Origin of the sequence: Streptomyces sedi (genome assembly GCF_006335015.1) — a bacterium.
GTDB lineage: Bacteria > Actinomycetota > Actinomycetes > Streptomycetales > Streptomycetaceae > Streptomyces > Streptomyces sedi.
Genome location: NZ_VDGT01000001.1, coordinates 471,316 through 492,111, shown reverse-complemented (window position 1 = coordinate 492,111; position 20,796 = coordinate 471,316). Strand labels below are relative to the sequence as shown.

18 protein-coding genes and 1 tRNA gene are annotated in these 20,796 nt (G+C 74.1%); 11 read left to right on the top strand and 8 right to left on the bottom strand.

All coding sequences use genetic code 11. From position 1 onward, the window contains the following. Positions 1-43 precede the first annotated feature (43 nt). The 3 genes from FH715_RS01955 (at position 44) to FH715_RS01945 (ending at position 2,144) form a co-directional block, all read left to right on the top strand. Positions 44-709 (top strand): glycosyltransferase family 2 protein, encoded by a 666-nt coding sequence (locus FH715_RS01955; RefSeq protein ID WP_281290681.1) that lies wholly within the window; start codon positions 44-46, stop codon positions 707-709. 137 nt (positions 710-846) lie between these two features. Beyond that, positions 847-1,482 (top strand): TIGR04282 family arsenosugar biosynthesis glycosyltransferase, encoded by a 636-nt coding sequence (locus FH715_RS01950; protein ID WP_139640404.1) that lies wholly within the window; start codon positions 847-849, stop codon positions 1,480-1,482. Beyond that, the gene (locus FH715_RS01945; protein ID WP_139640210.1) at positions 1,479-2,144 is read left to right on the top strand and encodes a methyltransferase domain-containing protein; all 666 of its coding nucleotides are present in this window, start codon (positions 1,479-1,481) and stop codon (positions 2,142-2,144) included. Before FH715_RS01950 ends, FH715_RS01945 begins: the two co-directional genes overlap by 4 nt. On the opposite strand, the gene FH715_RS01940 is transcribed toward FH715_RS01945, so the two are convergent. From FH715_RS01940 to FH715_RS01930, 3 genes are all read right to left on the bottom strand, one after another. After that, positions 2,116-2,553, bottom strand: coding sequence for a hypothetical protein (locus FH715_RS01940; protein WP_139640209.1), 438 nt, complete (start codon positions 2,551-2,553; stop codon positions 2,116-2,118). The two genes, FH715_RS01945 and FH715_RS01940, sit on opposite strands and share 29 nt — an antisense overlap. Further along, a complete protein-coding gene (locus tag FH715_RS01935) occupies positions 2,550-3,665 on the bottom strand; it encodes a molybdopterin-dependent oxidoreductase (protein WP_139640208.1) in 1,116 nt (371 codons plus the stop codon). The genes FH715_RS01940 and FH715_RS01935 overlap by 4 nt, the downstream gene beginning before the upstream one ends. Positions 3,666-3,798: 133 nt before the next feature. Further along, positions 3,799-5,157 (bottom strand): hypothetical protein, encoded by a 1,359-nt coding sequence (locus FH715_RS01930; protein ID WP_246108487.1) that lies wholly within the window; start codon positions 5,155-5,157, stop codon positions 3,799-3,801. 340 nt (positions 5,158-5,497) lie between these two features. Here FH715_RS01930 and FH715_RS01925 point away from each other — a divergent pair, with 340 nt between their 5' ends. Beyond that, positions 5,498-6,877, top strand: a complete 1,380-nt coding sequence (locus FH715_RS01925) for a gluzincin family metallopeptidase (protein ID WP_139640207.1) — start codon at positions 5,498-5,500, stop codon at positions 6,875-6,877. Positions 6,878-7,218: 341 nt separating this feature from the next. Here FH715_RS01925 and FH715_RS01920 read toward each other — a convergent pair. Further along, positions 7,219-7,291: transfer RNA gene (locus FH715_RS01920), tRNA-Arg, on the bottom strand. 298 nt (positions 7,292-7,589) lie between these two features. Between FH715_RS01920 and FH715_RS01915 the strand changes: the two genes are divergently transcribed. From FH715_RS01915 to FH715_RS01885, 7 genes are all read left to right on the top strand, one after another. Next, positions 7,590-9,215, top strand: a complete 1,626-nt coding sequence (locus FH715_RS01915; protein ID WP_139640206.1) for a dynamin family protein — start codon at positions 7,590-7,592, stop codon at positions 9,213-9,215. Between the two features lie 83 nt (positions 9,216-9,298). Continuing rightward, complete coding sequence (locus tag FH715_RS01910) at positions 9,299-11,062, top strand: GTPase (protein ID WP_246108486.1); 1,764 nt, start codon at positions 9,299-9,301, stop codon at positions 11,060-11,062. Positions 11,063-11,288: 226 nt separating this feature from the next. Then, a complete protein-coding gene (locus tag FH715_RS01905; protein ID WP_139640205.1) occupies positions 11,289-12,695 on the top strand; it encodes a thioester domain-containing protein in 1,407 nt (468 codons plus the stop codon). 279 nt (positions 12,696-12,974) lie between these two features. Beyond that, a complete protein-coding gene (ettA, locus tag FH715_RS01900) occupies positions 12,975-14,639 on the top strand; it encodes an energy-dependent translational throttle protein EttA (protein WP_139640204.1) in 1,665 nt (554 codons plus the stop codon). Between the two features lie 2 nt (positions 14,640-14,641). Then, entirely contained in the window at positions 14,642-15,070 is a 429-nt protein-coding gene (locus FH715_RS01895; protein ID WP_139640401.1) for an acyl-CoA thioesterase, read from the top strand. Further along, positions 15,067-15,726 (top strand): DUF8185 domain-containing protein, encoded by a 660-nt coding sequence (locus FH715_RS01890; RefSeq protein WP_139640203.1) that lies wholly within the window; start codon positions 15,067-15,069, stop codon positions 15,724-15,726. Before FH715_RS01895 ends, FH715_RS01890 begins: the two co-directional genes overlap by 4 nt. 57 nt (positions 15,727-15,783) lie before the next feature. Beyond that, positions 15,784-16,170 carry a globin gene (locus tag FH715_RS01885; RefSeq protein ID WP_139640202.1) on the top strand — a complete coding sequence of 129 codons (387 nt, stop codon included), beginning with the start codon at positions 15,784-15,786 and terminating at the stop codon, positions 16,168-16,170. A 28-nt stretch (positions 16,171-16,198) separates the two neighbouring features. On the opposite strand, the gene FH715_RS01880 is transcribed toward FH715_RS01885, so the two are convergent. The 4 genes from FH715_RS01880 to FH715_RS01865 all read right to left on the bottom strand — a co-directional run bounded on the left by FH715_RS01880 (position 16,199) and on the right by FH715_RS01865 (position 20,796). Beyond that, complete coding sequence (locus tag FH715_RS01880; protein WP_139640201.1) at positions 16,199-17,266, bottom strand: ABC transporter permease; 1,068 nt, start codon at positions 17,264-17,266, stop codon at positions 16,199-16,201. Further along, on the bottom strand, positions 17,263-17,997 hold the full coding sequence (locus FH715_RS01875; RefSeq protein ID WP_246108485.1) for an ABC transporter ATP-binding protein: 735 nt from the start codon (positions 17,995-17,997) through the stop codon (positions 17,263-17,265). Before FH715_RS01875 ends, FH715_RS01880 begins: the two co-directional genes overlap by 4 nt. Before the next feature lie 73 nt (positions 17,998-18,070). Then, positions 18,071-19,027, bottom strand: coding sequence for an FHA domain-containing protein (locus FH715_RS01870; protein WP_139640199.1), 957 nt, complete (start codon positions 19,025-19,027; stop codon positions 18,071-18,073). Positions 19,028-19,467: 440 nt separating this feature from the next. Then, positions 19,468-20,796 (bottom strand): PP2C family protein-serine/threonine phosphatase, encoded by a 1,329-nt coding sequence (locus FH715_RS01865; protein ID WP_342782156.1) that lies wholly within the window; start codon positions 20,794-20,796, stop codon positions 19,468-19,470.

Genomic DNA, 20,796 nt, shown 5'->3' with positions numbered 1-20,796 from the left:
CATGCCCCGATTTGCCCGATTCGGCTCCGTAGGGTGGTGTGGCGTGACCAACTCCCCGATCACGCAGGGCGATCTCGTGCTGCCCTGCCTCGACGAAGCGGAAGCGCTGCCCTGGGTGCTGTCCAGGGTCCCGGACGGCTGGCGTGCGCTGGTGGTGGACAACGGTTCCGCCGACGGCTCTGCGGCCCTCGCCGAACGGCTGGGCGCCCGGGTCGTGCGCGAGCCCCGCCGCGGCTTCGGCGCCGCCTGCCACGCCGGGCTGCTCGCGGCCACCGCACCGCTGGTGGCGTTCTGCGACTGCGACGGCACCCTCGACCCCGCCGAACTGCCGCGCGTCGCCGCGCCGGTCGCCGCGGGCGACGCCGAACTCGTGCTGGCGCGGCGCCGGCCCACGACCCGCGGCGCCTGGCCGCCGCACGCCAGGGCCGGCAACCGGGTGCTCGCCGGGATGCTGCGGCGGCGCACCGGGGTCCGGCTGGCCGACCTCGGCCCGATGCGCGTGGCACGCCGGGAGGCGCTGCTCGACCTGGGGCTGACCGACCGGCGCAGCGGCTACCCGCTCCAGATGGTGGTCAGGGCCGCGGAGGCGGGCTGGCGGATCGAGGAGACCGAGGTCCCCTACGCCCCGCGCACCGGCCGTTCGAAGGTGACGGGCACCTGGCTCGGCACCTGGCGCGCGGTCTCCGACATGCGGGCGGTGCTCAAGTGACGCGCACGGAACGGGAAACGGCAGGCTCCGGGCGGAACGCCGCGGGCACGGAACGGGAAACGCCGGACGGCGGACGGAACGCCGCGGGCGCCGCCCCGGAGTCGCGCGCCTCCGCCCCGGCGGGCCCCGCGACGCTGCTGGTCATCGCGAAGGAGCCGGTGCCCGGCCGGGTCAAGACGCGGCTCACCCCGCCGTTCACCCCCGAGGAGGCCGCCGCGCTGGCCGAGGCGGCGCTCGCCGACACGTTGCGCGCCGTGCTGCGCGTTCCGGCCAGGCGCCGGGTCCTGGTGCTCGACGGGCGGCCGGGCCGGTGGCTGCCGCCCGGGTTCACGGTGGTGCCGCAGGAGGCCGGCGGGCTCGACGAACGGATCGCCGCCGCCTTCGCCGCGTGCCGGGGCCCGGCCCTGCTGGTCGGCATGGACACCCCGCAGCTCACCCCCGAACTCCTCGCCCCGGCCACCGCCCCCGACGCCTGGCCGCCCGGCCGGGCCTGGCTCGGCCCCGCCGCCGACGGCGGCTTCTGGGCGCTCGGCATGGCCGAGCCGCGCCCCGAAGCCGTCGCCGGCGTCCCCATGTCCCGCGCCGACACGGGCGCCGCGCAACGCGCCCGGCTGCGCCGACTCGGCTTCTCCGTCGAGGAGTTGCCGACCCTGCGCGACGTCGACACCGCGGCCGACGCCGCCCTGGTGGCGGCCGGGGCGCCGCCGGGACGGTTCACCGCGCTGCACGCCGCGCTGTCCGGCGCCCCCGCGCACGAGGGGAGCGCCGGATGACCGCCGTCGTCGCGTCGCCCGCGCACCCGTGGACCGCCGACCCCTACGCCGCCGCCCTGCGCGCCGGGCGCGGGCCGCTGTATCTGCTGCGCGCGGACGGCGCCAGGCTGCCGCTGGACGTCGCGCGCTGGTGCGCCCGCCCCGACGCCGCCGACCTGTCGGTGCTCGAACGATGTCGCGGCGAGGTGCTGGACATCGGCTGCGGCCCGGGGCGCATGGTCGCCGCGCTGGCCCGCGCCGCGCGCCCGGCCCTCGGCATCGACACCGCGCCGGCCGCCGTCGCCCGCACCCGGGCCTCTGGCGGAACGGCGCTGCTCCGTTCGGTCTTCCAGCCGCTGCCCGCCGAAGGCCGTTGGGGCAGCGCCCTGTTGGTCGACGGCAACGTCGGGATCGGCGGCGACCCTTCCGCGCTGCTGCGGCGGGTCGCCGCCGTGGTGGAGCCGGGCGGCCTGCTGGTCGTCGAGACCGCTGCCGAGGAGGTCGACGAACGGTTCGAGGTCCGCCTCGCCGGCGCGGCGGGCTCCTTCGGCGCCGCGTTCCCGTGGGCCCGCGTCGGTCCCGGCGCACTGCGCGCCCTGGCCCGGCGCGGCGGCTGGCGGCCGGCCGACCAGTGGACGGTCGACGGCCGGGCGTTCAGCGCCCTGCGTCGGGGCGCGCGCTGAGCCCGCGCGCCCGGCGCGCCGCCCGCAGCCGGGCGGACAGCGCGACGCCGACCGTGGCCACCGCCACGGCCGCGAGCAGCGCGGCCAGGTTGGTGCCGTAGTCGAGCGACAGCACGGTGGGATTGCGCGGCGCGCCGGGGCGCAGCAGGATCGGCAGCACCACCAGCGTCGCGCACCCGGCCACCACCATCCCGCCGCGGACCACCCCGCGCCCCGGCCCCCGTGGCACCGCCAGCCCCGCGAGCATCACGAGCGACGCCAGCACCACGTCGTGCGCCACCAGCGCGCCGCCGAGCCACACCGCCACGTCGAAGGGCGCGCCGTCCGGCGTCGCCACCAGCAGCAGCCGCGCGCCCGCCAGCATCAGCGCGAGACCGACCACGGCGAGCGCTCCCCGCGCGATCCTCATGACAGCACCTCGATCCGTCCGATCCACTTGGTCTGGAGCACCCCGGGGCGGTTGGGGGCGATGATCCGGGCGGGAAACCCGTGGTCGGGGGAGAGTTCCTCCCCGTTGATCCGCAGCGCCAGCAGCGTCAGCGGGTCCCAGGCGTGCGGGGGCGGCAGCTCGGAGACCCGGTAGCCGCCCCGGCTCTGGAGCGACACGACGCGCACGGCCGAGCCCTCCGGGGCGTCCACGCGTGCCAGCAGGTCACGCACCCGCACCCCCGTCCAGTCCGCCGACGCGCTCCAGCCCTCGACGCAGGCGATCGGCAACCGCGCGGTGTGCTGCGGCAGTTCGTTCAACTCGGCCAGCGCGAGGGAGAACGGGCGCGGTCCCGCCACCTCCAGCCGCCACTCCGACGCGACCAGGCCGGCGACGCCCGCCTGGGCCGCCGTCCGGTTGACGGGCATGCCCTGGGCCGACGCGTCGGGGCGGCGCGGCGCCAGCAGCGTCAACGGGCGCAGCGGCGCGAACGCCTGCCCGGCCGTCACCAGCGTCAGCACGCCGACCGCCGCCCCCGTCCCGCGCAGCAGCGACCTGCGGTCCGGGCCCTGCGGATCGGCCGGCGCCCGCCGCCAGTTGGCGGCGATCTCCGGCGCCTTCAACGCCACATGCAGCAGCGTCGCGCCCACCAGCACCCAGGCCAGCGCCCAGTGCACCGCGCGGAACGGGAACGGCCACGGGTACCACTGCGCGGTGTTGACCAGTCCGAGGAACACCTCCAGCAGCGCGGCCGACACCAGTACCCCGATCGAGGCCCGTTCCGCCGCGTGGCGCACGGAGCGCACCGGCGGCCAGACGAACAGCTTCGGCCGGACCGTCCACAACTTGACCAGCAGCAGCGGGATCAGCGCGATCCCCGTCGCCACATGGAGCCCCTGGGTGAAGCGGTAGCCCCAGACGGGGCGGGTCGGCAGATGGGGCGCCAGCCAGCCGGGCGGCGTCTGGAGACCGTGACTGACCAGTCCGGTCACGAAGCAGACCACCACCCCCGCCCCCAGCCAGCGGCCCACCGCCGTCGCCGTGCGCGCGTCGTGCAACCGGGCGCGCCCCCGCGCCGTAGACTCCTCGGGCATCGTGCCCCTCCCCCTCGCTCGGACGTACCAATCGACTCGGGTTGACCAGCGGACCTGGGCTTACCGGCAGGCTTGGGCTTACCAGCGGACCTGGGCTTACCGGCGGGCTTGGGCTTACCAGTGGGCTCGGGACCTACCAGCGGGTGAGCCACAGGTGGTTGACCAGTAGCGCCGTCGCCGCCTGGGCGACCAGCCACGAACGGGCCAGCGCCGCCGGGAGCAGCGCGGCGGCCGGCAGCAACCAGACGGCGAACGGCAGCCAGATCCGTTCCGTCTCCGCCTTGCTCATCCCGGACACGTCGGCCGCGAGCACGGCCACCGCGCCCGCCGCCACCAGAGCGATCAGCGCCAGGTGCTCGGCGTCCACCGGGCGCCGCGCCGCCAACTCCCGCGCCCCCCACACCCCGTCCACCACGGCGCGGCGCAGCCCGGCGGCGGTGGCCAGGCCGACGGAGGCGACCTGGGCGGCGAGGTTGGCCCACACGAAGTAGGAGTAGGGCCGGTAGCCGCCGGCCCCCGCGTGGTAGCGGTCGACGAGGATCGTGTAGCCGTCGAACCACCAGAACCCGGCCGCCGTGAACGCCACGCCCCACGGCGCCACCCCCAGCAGCACCCAGGGCAGCGGGCGGGCGTCCCACGCGACCAGCAGCACCGCGACCCCGAGCGCCGCCATCAGCACCAGCCCGTACGACAGGTACAGCAGCAGTCCGAAGAGCAGCCCGGACCCGAGGGCCGCCAGCCGGCGCCCCGTTCGGCCCCGGGAGCCGCGCACCGACAGCGCCAGCAGCGCCACCGCCCAGGCCGCGACCCCGGCGAAGTAGCCGTCCGCGGAGACCCCCATCCACACCGCGGCCGGCGCCAGCACGACGAACGGCGCCGCGCGCCTGGCCGACTCCTCCCCGGCCAGCGCGCGCACGGTCACCAGCACCGCCGGCGCGGCGGAGGCCGCGACCACCACGCAGAACGCGGCGGCCCAGCCACCGCCGGCCAGCCCCACCCGGTCCAGCAGGACGAACGTGAGCGTGGCGCCCGGCGGATGCCCCGCGACATGGGCGGGCCAGTTGTCGGGGGAGTCCAGCGGGATGTGGTCGGTGAACGTCCGCAGGAAGTGCCCGATCCCGCCGATGTCGTCCAGCGCCGTCAGATACTCCTGCCCGTGGGCGAGCCGTTCGGTCACCCCGCGCCGCCAGCCGTCGACCAGCGCCAGCGACGTGATCCACAGCAGCGAACCGGCGCCCGAGGCCCACGCCAGCGCCCGCCAACTCAACCGGCGAGCCCACGTGGGCCCGTTGACCACCACCACGGCGGTCACCAGCAGCGCCGCCGGCGTGCCGGGCCCCAGATGGGGCTCCCACTCGGCGAACAGCGGCGGCCAGTCGAGAAACAGCACGTCGTCGCCGTTGACGGCGGCGCCGACGACGGCGGAGACGGCGAAGAGCAGCAGCGCCGAGGCGGCGGCCACCATGTCGGATGAGGGCTTGCGGACGTTCACGCGTTCACGCTAGGCGCGGCCGGGGCCGCGTGGACGGCCCGACGGCGGGACGTCACGGCTTCGTCAGAAACACCGGATCGGTCACGCGAGCGGCCCCGCACCCCGGCTGTCGCACGTCCTCGCCCCTTCCGACGGCCGCCGCGCGGGGCGGGGGCGCGACGCTGCCGGCCGGGCCCGGGCGCCGGGGACACGCCCATCGCCCGGGCCGGCGCAGGCCGTCACGGAACGCTCATCGTGCCGGGGCGGGGCGATCAAACGGGGCGCCTAGCGTGTCGATTCCCAGGCCGCGCCCGCTGCCGCGGGTCTCCCGTCGGGCGGGCCACCACGGAAAGGAACCGCCATGCCACGCCCCGGCCGCCGCCTTCGGACAGCCCTCCTCGCGTCGCCTCTCCCCCTGTTCCTCGCCGCGTCGCACGTCGTCGCCGCGCCGGAGACCGCGTCCCCCGGGGACCCCCGCGCCACGGTGGACCTGCCCTACGACGTGCACGACTACGACGTGGACATCGCGTACACGCCGGAGTCCGAGACGCTCAGCGGCAGGACCACCCTCACCGCCACGGCGGGCCCCGACCTGCACAGCGTCGAGCTGGCCCTGCGCTTGACGGCGACCTCCGTCACCGTCGACGGCACCCCCGTCGAGAACTTCGGCCAGACCGACGCCACCCTCGACATCGACCTTCCCGAACCCCTGCCGGACGGGCACCGCTTCACCGTCGAGATCACCTACGAGGGAGTGCCGGGGGAGAGCCCGGCCTGGGTTCCGACGACGGACGGCGGCTCCGTGACGGTCACCGGTGGCTCGGTCGGCACCTGGTTCCCCGCGCACGACACGCCCCGCGACCAGGCGCTCCTGCGAGTGAAGGCGGCCGTCCCGTCCGACTGGACCGCCGTCTCCAACGGCACGGAGACTCCTCCCGAAGTGCGGGGCGACACGGCCGTGTTCAGATGGAGCACCTCCCACGCCCTGTCGCCCGAGAGCGCCGTCCTGGGAATGGGGCCGTGGGAGACGGAACGCTCCCGGCTGAGCGACGGAACGCCCGTGACCAACGTCTACGGCGCGGGGCAGAGGAAGCTCATGAAGCCGCTGGCCGACCAGGCGCCGCGGATGATCCAGTTCCTGGAGGACGCCTACGGCCCCTACCCCTTCGACACGCTCGGGGGCATCTACGTGGAGGCGTTGAGTCAGGACACCCCGTTCTACGCACCCCAGGGACGCGTCATCTTCCCGGCTCCGGACTGGGCCGACGAGAGCGTCCTCGTCCACGAGCTGGCGCATCAGTGGTTCGGGGCGTCCGTGGGTGGGGACGGAACGGCGAGCGGCTGCCTGGGCGAGTGCTTCGCCACCTACACCGAGTGGATGTGGGCGGCCGACCAGTCGGGCGTCGATCTCGACGACCGCTACCGGGACGGCATAGCGGAGCACCGGGGCGACGAGGCGTGGTGGAGCGGCACCATCGAGTCCGGTGCCGCCATGTACACCAAGTCCCCGTTCATGATGCACGCGTTGTCGCACTACGTCGGCGAGGACGCCTTTCGGCGGCTGCTGACGCGTTGGCCCACCGAGAACGCCCACAGCGTGCGCCGCTGGCACGAGTTCGAGGCCATGGCGGCCGAGGAGGCGGGCAGGGACATGACGGGCTTCTTCGACGCCTGGGTACGCGGCCGGTCGGAACCCGCGCCCTCCTATCTCTGGCCCGGAGCCCTGGCACCGCGGTCCTGACCGGCCCTCACGCCACGTGGGGCGCGGGGACCGATGAGATCAACTTTCGTTCGGCAACGCACATGAGCGAACGGGCGCCGGGCATGTGTCCCCGCCCCGCGGCACACCTGTCCGACCACGTGGCTGAGGATCGGCGTCCCCGTCCCTCTCCGTACAGGACCTCACCGGAAGGGCCGCTGCCCCGGCCCCGCCGACGGAGAACTTGGACACGTATGTGACACAGACACCCGGGGAGGGTGGGGGCAAAACACCGCGAACCGGATATCAGCCCCTTCGGGCAAGCCCGCCCGCCGGGCAACCGCGCGCCCGCTGACCTGTGCGTATGTCAGATGTGAAGGAAGTGCCCCCGGCAGGACTCGAACCTGCGGCCAAGTGCTTAGAAGGCACCTGCTCTATCCACTGAGCTACGGGGGCCGGTCTTGGTCATGGCGTGGGACGGCGCCCCCTCGGTGACCTCGCCGCGCACAGGATAGAGCGTCGAGGGCATCGCCCCGGTTGCTTCACCGCAGCCCCCTCCTGTGGAGATCCGGTGAAGCCAGCCCTGATAATCGCAGGCGAGTGCGAAGTGCGCAGCGGTTTTGGGCGCTTCGAGGAGGGGTGTTGCGTACTCGTTATGCCACGCCGTGTGGGTCCCGGGTCGGCTTGGGGCGTCGTTCGGCGGAATATGCTTGGGAAACCGCTTGAAGTTGGGCATTCTGCGCATGTGGCGATCATGGACGCACGGCCCGAACTGCTGGACGCTCTGACCCTCCTGCGGGAGCGTCTCGCTGCCGCGCGCTTCCCCCTCGATCTCTCCGGGGCGGAGCGCGCGCGGCGGTCGCGCGCCGAGCTGCTCTCCCAACTCGACGGGTACCTGCTGCCCCGGCTGCGGCAGCCCGAGGCCCCGCTGCTGGCGGTGGTCGGCGGCTCCACGGGCGCCGGGAAGTCGACGCTGGTGAACTCGCTGGTCGGCCGCCGCGTCACCGAGGCGGGGGTGCTGCGCCCCACCACCCGCACCCCCGTGTTGGTCTGTCACCCCGACGACCACCACTGGTTCTCGGGGAAGCGTGTGCTGCCGCAGCTCGGCAGGATCTGGATGCCACGCCAGGAGGCCGAGCAGCCGCCGCCCGCGCGGAGCGACGGGGAGCCGGCGCTGGCCGTCGAGACGACCAGGGCGCTGCCCGCCGGGCTGGCGCTGCTGGACGCGCCCGACATCGACTCGCTGGTGGAGGGCAACCGCGACCTGGCGGCCGACCTGCTGGGCGCGGCCGACATCTGGGTGCTGGTCACGACGGCGGCACGGTACGCGGACGCCGTTCCGTGGCATGTGCTGCGCAGCGCGCGGGAGTACGACGTGACGGTCGTCACCGTGCTGGACCGGGTGCCGCACCAGCTGGCCGCCGAGGTCTCCCGGCACTACGGCACGCTGCTGGAACGGGCGGGGCTCGGCGCGACCCCGAGGTTCACGGTGCCCGAGCTGCCGGAGTCGGCGCGGGGCGGGTCGGGGGTGCTGCCGGCGACGGCGGTCTCCGGGTTGCGCGAGTGGCTGGGGCACCGGGCCAGGGATCGGGAGGCGCGGGAGCTGGCGGCGTTGCGCACGGCGCGCGGGGCGCTCGCCTCGCTGCGGGGGCGCGTGATGGCGCTGGCGGGTGCGGCGGCGCACCAGCACGCGACGGCGGTCCGTCTCGACCAGCGTCTCGCGGAGGCGTACGCGACGGCCGACCAACGGGTGCGCGCGACGCTCGCCTCCGGCGGGCTGCTGGCCGGCGAGGCGCGGGCGCACTGGCTGGCGTTCCCCGACGACTCCAGCGCCGACGAGCTGCTGGAGGCGTTGACCTCCGCGCTGACCGGGCTGTTGGCCGAGGCCGTGGCCACCGCCGACGAGAGCACCGACACCGCCTGGCGCGCGGTGGGCGGCGCGCCGCCGGCGGACGTGGAGGAGCCGGGGGCGGTGGAGGAACGGGTGGCCGTGGTGGTGCGTCGACTGCGGCGCTGCCTGGAGGAGTTGGTGGAGGAGGCGCGGCACGCGCCGCCGCCGCTCGGCCAGCCGCCGCAGCCGCGTTCCGGGCCGAGCGAGGACAGCGAGACCGCGGCGCTGCTGGCGACCGCGCTGCTCGGCGGCCGGGCGGCGACGGTCGCGCAGCAGACGCTGGCCGGCGCGTTGGGGCCCAGGGGCGCGGCCCGGCTTCGGGAGAAGGGCGCGCAGCAGCTGAGTGCCTGCGTGGCCCGGGCGCTGGAAGCGGAGAAGCGGCGCAGGGGGGCTTCGTTGCATCGGCTGGGGATCGTCGTGGACACGCAGGTGGAGCTGGTCTCCGCGCTGTCCGCGGTGCGTGCCGACCCCCGCCACACCGCCGTCTGACACCGCCAGGACAACGCCGCCAGGACAACGCCGCCAGGACAACACCGGCAGGACCACATCGCCAGGAGCACAGGGAGCGTCACGTGAGCGAGCACCAGACTTCAGGCCATCGCCGGCGACTCGGCGAGCACGCCGGGGACCACGCCGGAGCGCCCCCCGGCGAACGCCACGAGCCGGCCGCCGGCGGGGCGCGGGCCGCGACGGGGACGACCGGCACCGCGGAGGACGGGGTGCTGCGGGTGCGGCTGGGCGCGCTGCGCGAGTTGGTGGGGCTCTCCCGCACCCGGCTCGACGAGCGGGTGCTGGCCGAGGCGGGGCGCGTGCTGGACGAGGCGGCGGCGCGCGACCGGCTGCCGCGCGCCTACACGACCGTGGCGATCGCCGGGGCGACCGGCAGCGGGAAGTCGACGCTCTTCAACGCGCTGGCGGGGGCGCAGCTCTCCGAGGCGGGGGTGCGCCGCCCGACGACGGCCTCGCCGGTCTCCTGCACCTGGGAGGCGGGCCGGGAGCAGAGCCCCGACGGGCTGCTGGAGCGGCTGGGGGTGCCGGCCAGGGCGCGGCGGCGCGCGCATGTGCTGGACCCGGGGCTGCGTGGCCTGATCCTGCTGGACCTGCCGGACTACGACTCGGTCGACCCGGCCCATCGTGAGCAGGTGGACCGGCTGTTGGGCCTGGTAGACGCGGTGGTGTGGGTGGTGGACCCGGAGAAGTACGCGGACGCGCTGCTGCACGAGCGGTATCTGCGGGCGTTCGCCGGTCACGCCGACGTCTCGTTGATCGTGCTCAACCAGGCCGACCGGCTGCCGCCGGAGGCGGTCGACGCGGTCCTGGACGACCTGCGGCGGCTGCTGGACGAGCGCGGGGTGGCGCTGGGCGAGCACGGGGAGCCGGGGGCGTGGGTGCTGGCCGGCTCGGCGCTGACGGGCGACGGGGTGGGGGAACTGCGCAAGCTGATCGGCGAGTTGGTGGCGGCGCGCACGGCCGCCGCGCGGCGGTTGGCCGCGGACGTGGACAGTGTGGCACGCGGCCTGGAGTCGGTCTATGTCGCGGACGGCGCGCAGGCGCCGGCCGGGCTGACGGACGACGCGCGGGAGGAGTTCGGCGACCGGTTGGCGGCGGCGGTCGGGGCGCCGGCGGCCGGGCTGGCCGCCGAGCGCGGCTGGCTGCGCCGCGCGGACCGCGCCTGCGGCACGCCGCTGGCGCAGGGCCTGCGGCGGCTGGTGGCGCGGCGGGCCGAACGGAGGGGTGAGCCGCCGGCGTTGGCGACGGGGCGGCTGCGCACCGATGTCTCGCCCGCGGTGTCGGCGCCGGTGGTGGAGCAGGCGGTGCGGCAGCTGTCCGACGAGGCGGCGGAGGGGCTGCCCGAGCCGTGGGCGAGGGCGGTGCGGGAGGCGGCTTGGCGGGGCGCGGAGGCGCTGCCGGGCGCGTTGGAGCGTGCGCTGGGGGAGCGGGAACGCGGCCGGCCGCCCCGGCCGGGCTGGTGGTCGGCCGCGGCGGCGGGGCAGGCGGTGCTGCTGGCCACTCAGCTGCTGGGTCTGTGCTGGCTGTTGACGGTGTTGATCGGTCAGCCGGTGATGGGGCGCTGGCTGCCGCTGTTGTTGCTGGGCGTCGGCGCGGTCGGCGGCCCGTTGCTCGCGTGGGGCTGCCGGATCGCGGCGCGCGGCCCGGCGCACGCGCACGGGCGCGCGGAGGAGTGGCGAATGCGCCGGCTGGCGGCCGAGTTGGGGCACCGTCAGGTCGTGGAACCGGTCGCGGCCGAGCTGATGCGCTACCGCGAGGTGAGGGAGCGTTTCGTGGTCGCCGCCTCACCCGCGGGGGGCGCGGAGTTGTCCGCATCGGGCGGGTAATCCACGGGCTCCGGCGGAATTCGGGCGACTGCCCCACCATGGTCTCCGGTGAGGCGTTCGCCGAAGCCTCCAGGTAACGATTCGACCTCGGAACGTGTGAGTCACCCGTTCGGTGGGGACATCGGTCAACTGCCTCTCTACGATCCACCGTACGCACGGGGATGTTGATGAGCGTGCCGTCGGAAGACACGGCTGCGCCTTGTGATCTCGTGGAGGGGACTTACAGATGAAGCACGCGCGCAAGCGGGTCGTATCCCGCCTTGCGGCCACGGCCGTGGCCTCCGGGCTCATAGCGGGAGGCGCCCTCGCCACCGCCGGGTCCGCCGCCGCCGACGAGCTGAACCCGCGCAGCGGAGGAGCCACCGCGGTCAACGAGGGTCTCCAGGTCCAGGACGGGGTGAACGTCACCCACAACGGGGAGACCGACACCTACCGCGCCGGCCTGTTCTACATGACCGCCGACGACGGCGGCACGTTGAAGACCTACTGCATCGACTTCGCCACCGGCGCCCAGACCGGCGCCCAGTACAAGGAGACCGCCTGGGAGTCCTCGACTCTCCACGGGAACCCGGACGCCGGCAAGATCCACTGGATTCTCCAGAACTCGTTCCCCGCGGTGAACGACCTCGCCTCGCTCGCCGGCCAGGCCGGCGCCGAGTCGCTGAACGAGGAGCAGGCCGCCGCCGGCACGCAGGCCGCGATCTGGGAGCTGTCGGACGGCGTCGACGCCGTTCCGACCAACGAGAACGCCGCCAAGCTCACCGACTGGCTGCTGGAGAACGCGGGTGACGTCGCCGAGCCCGGCGCGTCCCTCGAACTGACCCCGCCGCAGGTCTCCGGCCAGCCCGGCGAGATCGTCGGCCCGGTCACCGTCAACTCCAGCGCGGAGTCGGTCTTCGTCACGCCGGACGCCAGCGCGACCGAGCAGGGCGTGACCATCGTCGACGCCAACGGCGAGTACATCACCGAGGACCAGCCGGTCAGCGGCGGCACCGAGCTGTACTTCTCGATCCCCGAGGACGCGGCCGACGGCTCCGCCTCGCTGAGCGCCACCGCCACCTCGCAGGTGCCGCTCGGCCGTGCCTTCACCGGCATCGACACCCGGACCCAGACGATGATCCTGGCCGGGTCCTCCGACTCCTCCGTCACCGCCAACGCCAGCGTCAGCTGGGCGGCCCCCGGCCAGCCCGCCGTCGCGGTCAACGCGGTGGAGAAGTGCGTCGAGGGCGGCGTGGAGATCACCGCCAGCAACGAGGGTGACGTGCCGTTCACCTTCGAGCTGGACGGCGAGTCCTACGAGATCGCGGCCGGCGAGTCGCAGTCCGTCGTGGTCCCGGTCGAGAACGGCCAGGCCTACGAGATCACCATCGACAACGCGATCGAGGGTGCCGAGCCCTGGGTCTTCACCGGTGTGCTCGACTGCGAGACCGGTGACGACGGCGGCCAGGAGCAGGTCAACGAGCCGGCCCCGGCCAGCACCGGTGGCGAGGGCGAGGACGGTGCCGACCTCGCCGAGACCGGCAGCAGCGGCGGCAGCCCGATGCTGATCGGCGGCATCGCCGTGGCGCTGCTGGCCGTCGGTGGTGGCGTGGTGTTCTTCATGCGTCGTCGTTCCGCCGCCGCGGGGCAGTGACCCGAGGTACGGACAGCTAGGGCGGGCGTCTTCGAAGCGTTGACGTGCGCCAGGGCCTGACGGGAGTTCTCCGTCGGGCGTCGGGGGCGGGCCCATCGAGGGCCCGCCCCCTCCCGTTTGCCCGCGCGCCCGGCCGCGCGTGGGCCCCCGTTCCGCCCCGCCCGCCGCACCGGCCCCAGCGCGTGCACGGACCGGCACCGGTTTCGTTCGGCGCGTGGCCATGCGGCAGGATGGAGGCAGGCTTCCCACCCACTGACGACAGCTGCCGGACGGTTTCTCTTGGCTGAGTACATCTACACCATGCGCAAGACGCGCAAGGCCCACGGCGACAAGGTGATCCTGGACAACGTCACCCTGAGCTTCCTGCCGGGGGCCAAGATCGGTGTCGTGGGTCCCAACGGCGCCGGCAAGTCCACGGTCCTCAAGATCATGGCCGGTCTGGAGCACCCCTCCAACGGCGACGCGTTCCTCACCCCCGGCTACACGGTCGGCATCCTGATGCAGGAGCCGCCGCTGGACGAGTCGAAGACGGTGCTGGAGAACGTCCAGGAGGGCGTCGCCGAGACCAAGGCGAAGCTCGACCGGTTCAACGCCATCGCCGAGCAGATGGCCACCGAGTACACCGACGCCCTGGGCGAGGAGATGGGGCAGCTCCAGGAGGAGCTGGACCACGCCGGGGCCTGGGACCTGGACGCGCAGCTCGACCAGGCGATGGACGCCCTCGGCTGCCCGCCGGGCGACTGGCAGGTGACCCACCTCTCCGGCGGTGAGAAGCGCCGCGTCGCGCTCTGCAAGCTCCTGCTCGAACAGCCCGACCTGCTCCTCCTCGACGAGCCCACCAACCACCTGGACGCCGAGTCCGTGCAGTGGCTGGAGCAGCACCTCGCCAAGTACCCGGGCACCGTGGTGGCCATCACCCACGACCGGTACTTCCTGGACAACGTGGCCGAGTGGATCCTGGAGCTCGACCGCGGCCGTGCCTACGTCTACGAGGGCAACTACTCCAAGTACCTGGAGACCAAGCAGACCCGCCTCAAGGTCGAGGGCCAGAAGGACGCCAAGCGCGCCAAGCGCCTCAAGGAGGAGCTGGACTGGGTCCGCTCCAACGCCAAGGGCCGGCAGGCCAAGTCCCGCGCGCGCCTCGCCCGTTACGAGGAGATGGCGGCCGAGGCGGAGAAGACCAGGAAGCTGGACTTCGAGGAGATCCAGATCCCGCCGGGCCCCCGGCTGGGGAACGTGGTCGTCGAGGCCGACAAGCTCGGCAAGGCCTTCGGCGACAAGATCCTGGTGGACGGGTTGTCGTTCACCCTCCCGAGGAACGGCATCGTCGGCGTCATCGGCCCGAACGGCGCGGGCAAGACCACGCTGTTCAAGATGATCCTCGGCATGGAGAGCGTCGACTCCGGCTCGGTGCGGGTCGGCGACACCGTGCAGATCTCCTACGTCGACCAGTCCCGCGCCAACATCGACCCCAAGAAGACCCTCTGGGAGGTCGTCTCCGACGGGCTGGACTACATCAACGTCGGCCAGGTCGAGATGCCCTCCCGCGCCTATGTCAGCGCGTTCGGCTTCAAGGGGCCCGACCAGCAGAAGCCGGCCGGCATCCTCTCCGGCGGCGAGCGGAACCGGCTCAACCTGGCGCTCACCCTCAAGCAGGGCGGCAACCTGCTGCTCCTCGACGAGCCGACCAACGACCTCGACGTGGAGACGCTCTCCTCGCTGGAGAACGCGCTGCTGGAGTTCCCCGGCTGCGCCGTGGTCGTCTCCCACGACCGGTGGTTCCTGGACCGCGTGGCCACGCACATCCTGGCCTACGAGGGCGAGTCCCGCTGGTTCTGGTTCGAGGGGAACTTCGAGTCCTACGAGAAGAACAAGGTCGAGCGGCTGGGCCCCGAGGCGTCGCGCCCGCACCGCACCTCCTACAAGAAGCTGACCCGGGGGTGACGATGCGCCATCGCTACGAGTGCCCGCTGCGCTGGTCGGACATGGACGCCTTCGGCCACGTCAACAACGTGGTCTTCCTCCGCTATCTGGAGGAGGCGCGGATAGATTTCATGTTCCGGCTGGCGCGGCAGGCCGACTCCGGCGCGTTCACCGGCGGTTCGGTGGTCGCGCGGCACGAGATCGACTACCGCAAGCCGCTCGTTCACCGGCCTGAACCGGTCGTGATCGAGCTGTGGGTGAGCAAGCTGGGCCATGCCTCGGTCACGGTCGACTACGAGATCAAGGACGAGCGGGGCGTCTACGTCAACGCCCGCACCGTCGTGGTCCCGTTCGACCTGGACCTCGGCAAGCCGCGTCGGCTCACCGACGACGAGCGGGGCTTCCTCTCCCGCTACTTCGACGACGAGACGGGGAGCACCCTCGACGCATGACCAGCCAGCCCGAGTTGGCCTTCGCCGAGACCGGGGAGGCGGCCGAACTGGTCGCCTTCCTCGGCCGGCAGCTGCGTTGGGACCGCACGGCGGCGGCGCGGCTGAAGGCCGAGGGGGAGGTGCTGGCCGTCTTCACCAGGCCGGCCAGGTTCGAGGCGCTGGTGGTGCGGCCCGTGCGGCTGACCGCCGGCGCCGACCCGTTGGATCGCACGGTCTCGGTCGGTGAGCTGGTCGAGGCGCTGGACGAGGAGCGCGACGCCGTGCGGCTGCCGGCGGCCGTGACCGGCCCGGCCTGGGCCGGCCTGCTGCCGCCGCGCGGCGGCTGGCGGCCGGTGGCCGAGCTGCCGCACCGCGCGGTGTGGGAGGCGGCGACGGCGGTGGTCGCCGAGTTCAGGGAACGCACGGAGGCGCTCGCGCCGGCGGACCGCACCAGGGCGACGCTGGACGCGCTGGCCGAGGAGATCTGGTCGCGCTCGCTCGCGGAGACCGCGCTGCCGCTGCGCGCCGTGCACGCCGCGCACGCGCTGGGCCTGCTCCGCGCGCACGCGCCGGTGCGCGTGCTGGAGCGCGGCGGCTGGCTGCGGATGCGCACCGCCCTGGGCTCGACGGCCGTGCGCCCCCGGGGCACGGGCGGCCTCGGCGTGACCCCGCTGTAGCGGCCGTCCGCGGGCGCACCCGCGTGCCCGGGTCGCCGCGTCTGCGACCATGGAGTCATGGGACTCCAGCAGCTGACGTTCTACGAGCAGGTCGGGGGCGAACCGACCTTCCGGGCGTTGGTCCACCGGTTCTACCAGGGGGTGGCCGAGGACCCGATCCTGCGGCCGATGTACCCGGAGGAGGACCTGGGCCCCGCCGAGGACCGGCTGGCGCTCTTCCTCATGCAGTACTGGGGCGGCCCGCGCACCTACAGCGAGACCAGGGGCCACCCGCGGCTGCGGATGCGGCACGCGCCGTTCACCGTGGACCGCGCCGCACACGACGCCTGGTTGGCGCACATGCGGGACGCGGTCGACAGCATCGGCCTGGAGCCGGCCCTGGAGAAGCAGCTGTGGGACTATCTGGTCTTCGCGGCCCGCTCCATGGTCAACGCCCCTGACTGACCCGGGACTTCCCGGCCGGGGCCGGCCGTCAGGCGTCGTCCCAGCGGAAGAGCCGCGAGGCCACGAAGGCCAGCACCGCGGCGAAGAGCAACAGCCCGCCGATCGCGGGCAGCGCCGTTCCCCAGCTCTCGCCCCGGGACAGGACGCCCTGCACCGACTCGTTGAGGTGCTTCAGCGGCATCGCGTTGGAGATCGCACGCACCCATTCCGGCGTGTTCTCCAGCGGGAAGAAGGAGCCGGAGAGGAACGCCATCGGCATGACCACGAGCTGGAGCGCGGCGTTGGCGGCCTCCTCCGACTTGGCCCAGGCGCCGATGAGCAGCCCCACCGACATGAACGCGAGCGTCCCCGCGGCCACCAGCGGGATCACCAGCCACCAGCTGCCGGTCAGCCGCAGCCCGTAGAACGGGATGGTGGCGACCGAGAGGAAGAGCGCGGTCTGGACGAACGCCATGCCCAGGCTCACCCCGATCCGCGCGCCGATCACCGTGCCGGGGGAGACGGGCGCCAGCCAGAGCCGGCGCAGGATGCGCTTCTTCCGCCAGTTGACCAGGGTGAGCGCCGACATGAACGAGGCACCCATGGCGATCGCCCAGCCCAGCAGGCCGGGGGCGAGGTACTGGATGGCCTTGACCGACTTGTCCTCGACCTGGTCGGTGGCGAGTTCGAACGTCGCCGGCTGGCCGGTGGCGGCCAGGTTGGCGGTCTGCACCAGGGACCGCATCAGCCCCTCCACGGTGCCGGCGCGGGCCGCGTCGGCCGCCGAGTAGCGCAACTCGACCCGGCCGTCGTCCTCCTCCCAGACGACCGCGTCCGCGTCACCGTCGCTGACCTGCGCCAGCGCCTCCTCCCTGTCGTCGATCCGCTCGATGTCCAGCGCCTCGGACAGCCCGCTCCGCTCCGCGGCCGGCATCTCGTCCAGCACGGCGACCTCGCCGACCTGGAGCACATGGGAGCGGGAGACGGTGTTGTTCTGGAAGAGCGCCCCGAAGAGCAGCAGGAACATCAGGGGGAAGAGCAGGGTGAAGAAGGCCGCCATGCGGTCCCGCAGCAGCCCCTTCACCATCGCGAGGGACAGACTCCTGAACGCGTTCACTCGCGGTACTCCCGTCCCGTCAGCTGGAGGAAGACGTCCTCCAGGCTTCGCACGCCCAGCTCCTCGATCAGCGCGGACGGCGCGCCGACGCGCAGGACTCGGCCGGAGTCCATGATGGCCACCCGGTCGCAGAGGATCTCCGCCTCGTCGAGGTAGTGCGTGGTCAACACGACGGTGCGGCCCTGGGAGTTGATCGCGCGCAGCACGTCCCAGAGGTTGCGGCGGGCCTGCGGGTCGAGCCCCGTGGTCGGCTCGTCGAGGAAGACCAGCTCGGGGTCGTGGACCAGGGCACAGGCGATGGAGAGCCGTTGCGCCTGGCCGCCGGAGAGCTTGTCGTCCCTGGTGCCGGCCTTGTCGGTGAGCCCGACGGTCTCCAGCATCACGTCGGCGCGCTCGGGCGGGACGTCGTAGAGCGCCGCGAAGGTGTGGATCTGCTCGCGCGCGGTCAGCTTCTCGAAGAAGGCGGACGCCTGGAGCTGGACGCCGATCCGCCGCAGCAGCTTCGGGTCGCGCGGCCAGGAGGGCTGGCCGAGCAGGTGCGCGGTGCCCTCGTCGGGCTCGCGCAGCCCCTCGACGAGCTCCATCGTGGTGGTCTTGCCGGCGCCGTTGGGGCCGAGGATGCCGTAGAACTCCCCGTGTGCGACCTCGAAGGTCACCCCGTCGACGGCCTGCACGTCTCCGTAGCGCTTGCGCAGCCCCTCGACCGCTATCGCCGGTATGTTTTTGGTCACCCCGGTGATGGTAGCCGTGGCCGGTTTCCGGTCGGCCGGGCCCCTTCCGAGGAGACGCCCGGCCGTCGGCTGGTCACTGTCGGTAGATGCGCAACGTGGTCCAGGCGCCCACATGGACCCGGTCCCCGTCGCGCAGCGGCACCGGGACGAACGGCTGGATCGCGTCCTCCGAGCCGTTGACCGTGGTGCCGTTGGTCGAGTCCTGGTCGACTACGGCCCAGCCGCCGTCGGGCTGCTCCACCAGGATCGCGTGCTGGTGGGAGACGCCGGGGTCCTCCGGCTGCCGGGACAGGTCGATGTCGGGGGCCTCGCCCGTCGAGTTCCTCCTGCGGCCGATGGTCACCTGCGGGCCGCTGAGCGGCAGTTGCTGCTCGGGGGCGTAGGCGGGCAGCGTCAGCTGCGCGGCCTCGGGGCCCGAGCGGTGCATCATCGCGGTGAAGTACTCGGGGTCGGGGCCGATCGAGACCAGCCAACCGCCGCCGGTGGGCTGCCCCGGGTACCCGGGCGGGCCGGGCTGGGGCGTGGGCTGGCTGGGAGGCGGAAGCATCCAGTCGCCGGTCTGCTGCGGCGGGGGGTAGCCCCCGGGGGCCGGCTGCGGGGGCGGTCCCGGCGGCGGCTGCTGGAACGCGGGCGGCGCCGGCGGGGGGCCGCCGGGCGCGCCCTGCGGGGCGCCGGGGTAGGCGGGGGCCGGCGGGGTGTAGGTGGTGGGGGAGTTGGTGAGGAAGTTGTACCGGCACTCCTCGCAGAACGGGGCCTGCGCCTCGCGCGGCGTGCGGCACTGCGGGCAGAGCTCGGCGACGGGCATCGGCGCGGTGCCGGGGCCGCCGGGGTCCTGGTAGCCGGGCGGGCCGCCGTGGCCCGGGTAGCCGAGGGGGCCGCCGTGCTGGCTCGGGCCGCCGTGCTGGCCGGGGAAGTCATGCGCCGGTGGAGGCGGCGGGGGCATCGCGACGGCGGGTGCCATGATGCGGTGCCCGCACACCTCGCACCAGTCATCGGCCATCGACTGGTGGCCGTTAGGGCAAGTCGGCATGGAACTGCCTCCCCCTCACGTCACTTCTTCGCTCGTTGTCGGGACTGCGTCGGTACTGCCTCGGGACTGCTGTGTGGCTGTGCCATCACATCAGCCTGCGGGACGGGTGCCCCCAGCGAACAGTACCGGGCGCCGCATCCTGCAGGTCCACTTCCTTCGCGGCCATTTTGCGGCTTCACGCGTGAGGGGCGGGAGGGAAGTCGGCGAAGGGGCCGGTGGCGGGCGGGTCTTCGAGGCTCTGACGGGGATTGTCAGTGGCGCACCGTACGATCCGTGAGCAGAGTTTGACCCAGAGTCGTCACCGTGTGAGGTGTGCCATGCCGCGCCAAGGTTTCCGTCCCCGACAGTCCCTGCCACCGCGTCTCCCGTCCCCGCTCCGCTCCGCGCGCTCCGCCCTTCGCCGGGCGTCCGGAGCCCTGGCCGGGCTGCTCCGGGGGCTGCTACGCGGTCTCCGCCCGCGGAGAGGGGAAGGGGATCACCGCGACGGTGACGTTGTCGTGGCCGCCGGAGTCGAGCGCGTGGCGCACCAGCCGCTGGGCGCTGGGCAGCGGCGCCTGCCGGGACTCCGGAGGCACCAGCCCGGCCATCTGCTCGGCGGTCTCCGCGTAGTTCCACAGGCCGTCCGTGCAGACGATCACGACGCCGGGGCGGTCGGGCTGGAAGGTCGCGGTGTGAGGCTCCACCTCCTGGGCGTCGGCGCCGAGCCAGGCGGTGATCGCGTGCGCCCTGTGGTCGGCCATCGCCTCGGCCTCGCTGAGCAGCCCGGCGGCGACCATCTGGGCCGCCCACGAGTCGTCCTCGGTGAGCCGGGCGGCCGTGCCGCCCTCGTCCTGCGGGACCCAGTAGGCCCGGCTGTCGCCGACCCACCCGACGGTCAGCTGGCCGCCGGTGGTGACGGCGCTGACCAGGGTGCAGGCGGGGGCGTTGCGGCCGGGTTCACCCTCGGCGTCGGCGAGTTGGTTGACGGCGTCGGCGGCGGCGAGCACGGCGTCGTGCATGGCCTGCGGCCCGGTGACCCCGCGCGGCAGCGCCGTCAGCAGGGACTCGGCGGCTGCCGTGGAGGCGGCTGCCGACGCCTCGTGCGGGCGGCTGGAGGAGGAGACCCCGTCGCAGACGACGGCGACGACGGCCGGCGTGCCGTCCGAGAGCGCGGTCGCCGCCACGCTGAAGGCGTCCTCGTTGCGGTGGTGGCGCAGCCCCAGGTCGCTGACGGCGGCCACGCCGCCCAGCTCACGCTCCAGATGGTCGCGGTTGACCGGGCGTTGCCGCTCGCAGTCGGCGCACCGGCCGCCCTCCGCCTCGGCCTCCGCCCGGCCGCAGCCGGTGCAGCGGGCGGCGGGGGCCGGAGGCGTCGCGCCGGCGCGCGGGTCGGCGCCGCGCGGCGCGGCCGGCTGGGGCGCCGCGGGGCGTCGCGCCTCGGCGGGTTGCGGTGAGGCCCCCGGTGCCGCCGGGGGGTGGGTTCTGGGGTCGGGTGCGGCGCCGACTGTCGGCGGCGTGGTCGGCGGTGGTGGCACCGGCGGCGCGGCCGGTGGTGGCGGCGGTGGCTCGGCGCCCTCCGTGCGCAGGGTGTGCAGCGGGGGCGGCAGCGGGAAGTCGTGCTCCGTCGGGGTGTAGCCCGGCGGGCGTCCCCCCGTGCCGTCCGTGGGCGGGGCGGCCGGCTGGCGGGCGGCGGTGCGCAGGTCGGTGCCGCAGACGCCGCAGAAGCGGTCGTCTTCCTCCAGCGGCTCACCGCAGCCGGGACAGGCGGAGAGTTGGTCGAGCTGCGGCAT

What these genes read in the sequence shown, in the direction of transcription:
- FH715_RS01945 (WP_139640210.1), top strand. Translation starts at nt 1,479, where the DNA reads ATGACCGCCGTCGTCGCGTCGCCCGCGCACCCGTGGACCGCCGACCCC.
- FH715_RS01940 (WP_139640209.1), bottom strand. Translation starts at nt 2,553, where the DNA reads ATGAGGATCGCGCGGGGAGCGCTCGCCGTGGTCGGTCTCGCGCTGATG.
- FH715_RS01935 (WP_139640208.1), bottom strand. Translation starts at nt 3,665, where the DNA reads ATGCCCGAGGAGTCTACGGCGCGGGGGCGCGCCCGGTTGCACGACGCG.
- FH715_RS01925 (WP_139640207.1), top strand. Translation starts at nt 5,498, where the DNA reads ATGCCACGCCCCGGCCGCCGCCTTCGGACAGCCCTCCTCGCGTCGCCT.
- FH715_RS01915 (WP_139640206.1), top strand. Translation starts at nt 7,590, where the DNA reads ATGGACGCACGGCCCGAACTGCTGGACGCTCTGACCCTCCTGCGGGAG.
- FH715_RS01905 (WP_139640205.1), top strand. Translation starts at nt 11,289, where the DNA reads ATGAAGCACGCGCGCAAGCGGGTCGTATCCCGCCTTGCGGCCACGGCC.
- FH715_RS01895 (WP_139640401.1), top strand. Translation starts at nt 14,642, where the DNA reads ATGCGCCATCGCTACGAGTGCCCGCTGCGCTGGTCGGACATGGACGCC.
- FH715_RS01890 (WP_139640203.1), top strand. Translation starts at nt 15,067, where the DNA reads ATGACCAGCCAGCCCGAGTTGGCCTTCGCCGAGACCGGGGAGGCGGCC.
- FH715_RS01885 (WP_139640202.1), top strand. Translation starts at nt 15,784, where the DNA reads ATGGGACTCCAGCAGCTGACGTTCTACGAGCAGGTCGGGGGCGAACCG.
- FH715_RS01870 (WP_139640199.1), bottom strand. Translation starts at nt 19,027, where the DNA reads ATGCCGACTTGCCCTAACGGCCACCAGTCGATGGCCGATGACTGGTGC.
- FH715_RS01865 (WP_342782156.1), bottom strand. Translation starts at nt 20,796, where the DNA reads ATGCCGCAGCTCGACCAACTCTCCGCCTGTCCCGGCTGCGGTGAGCCG.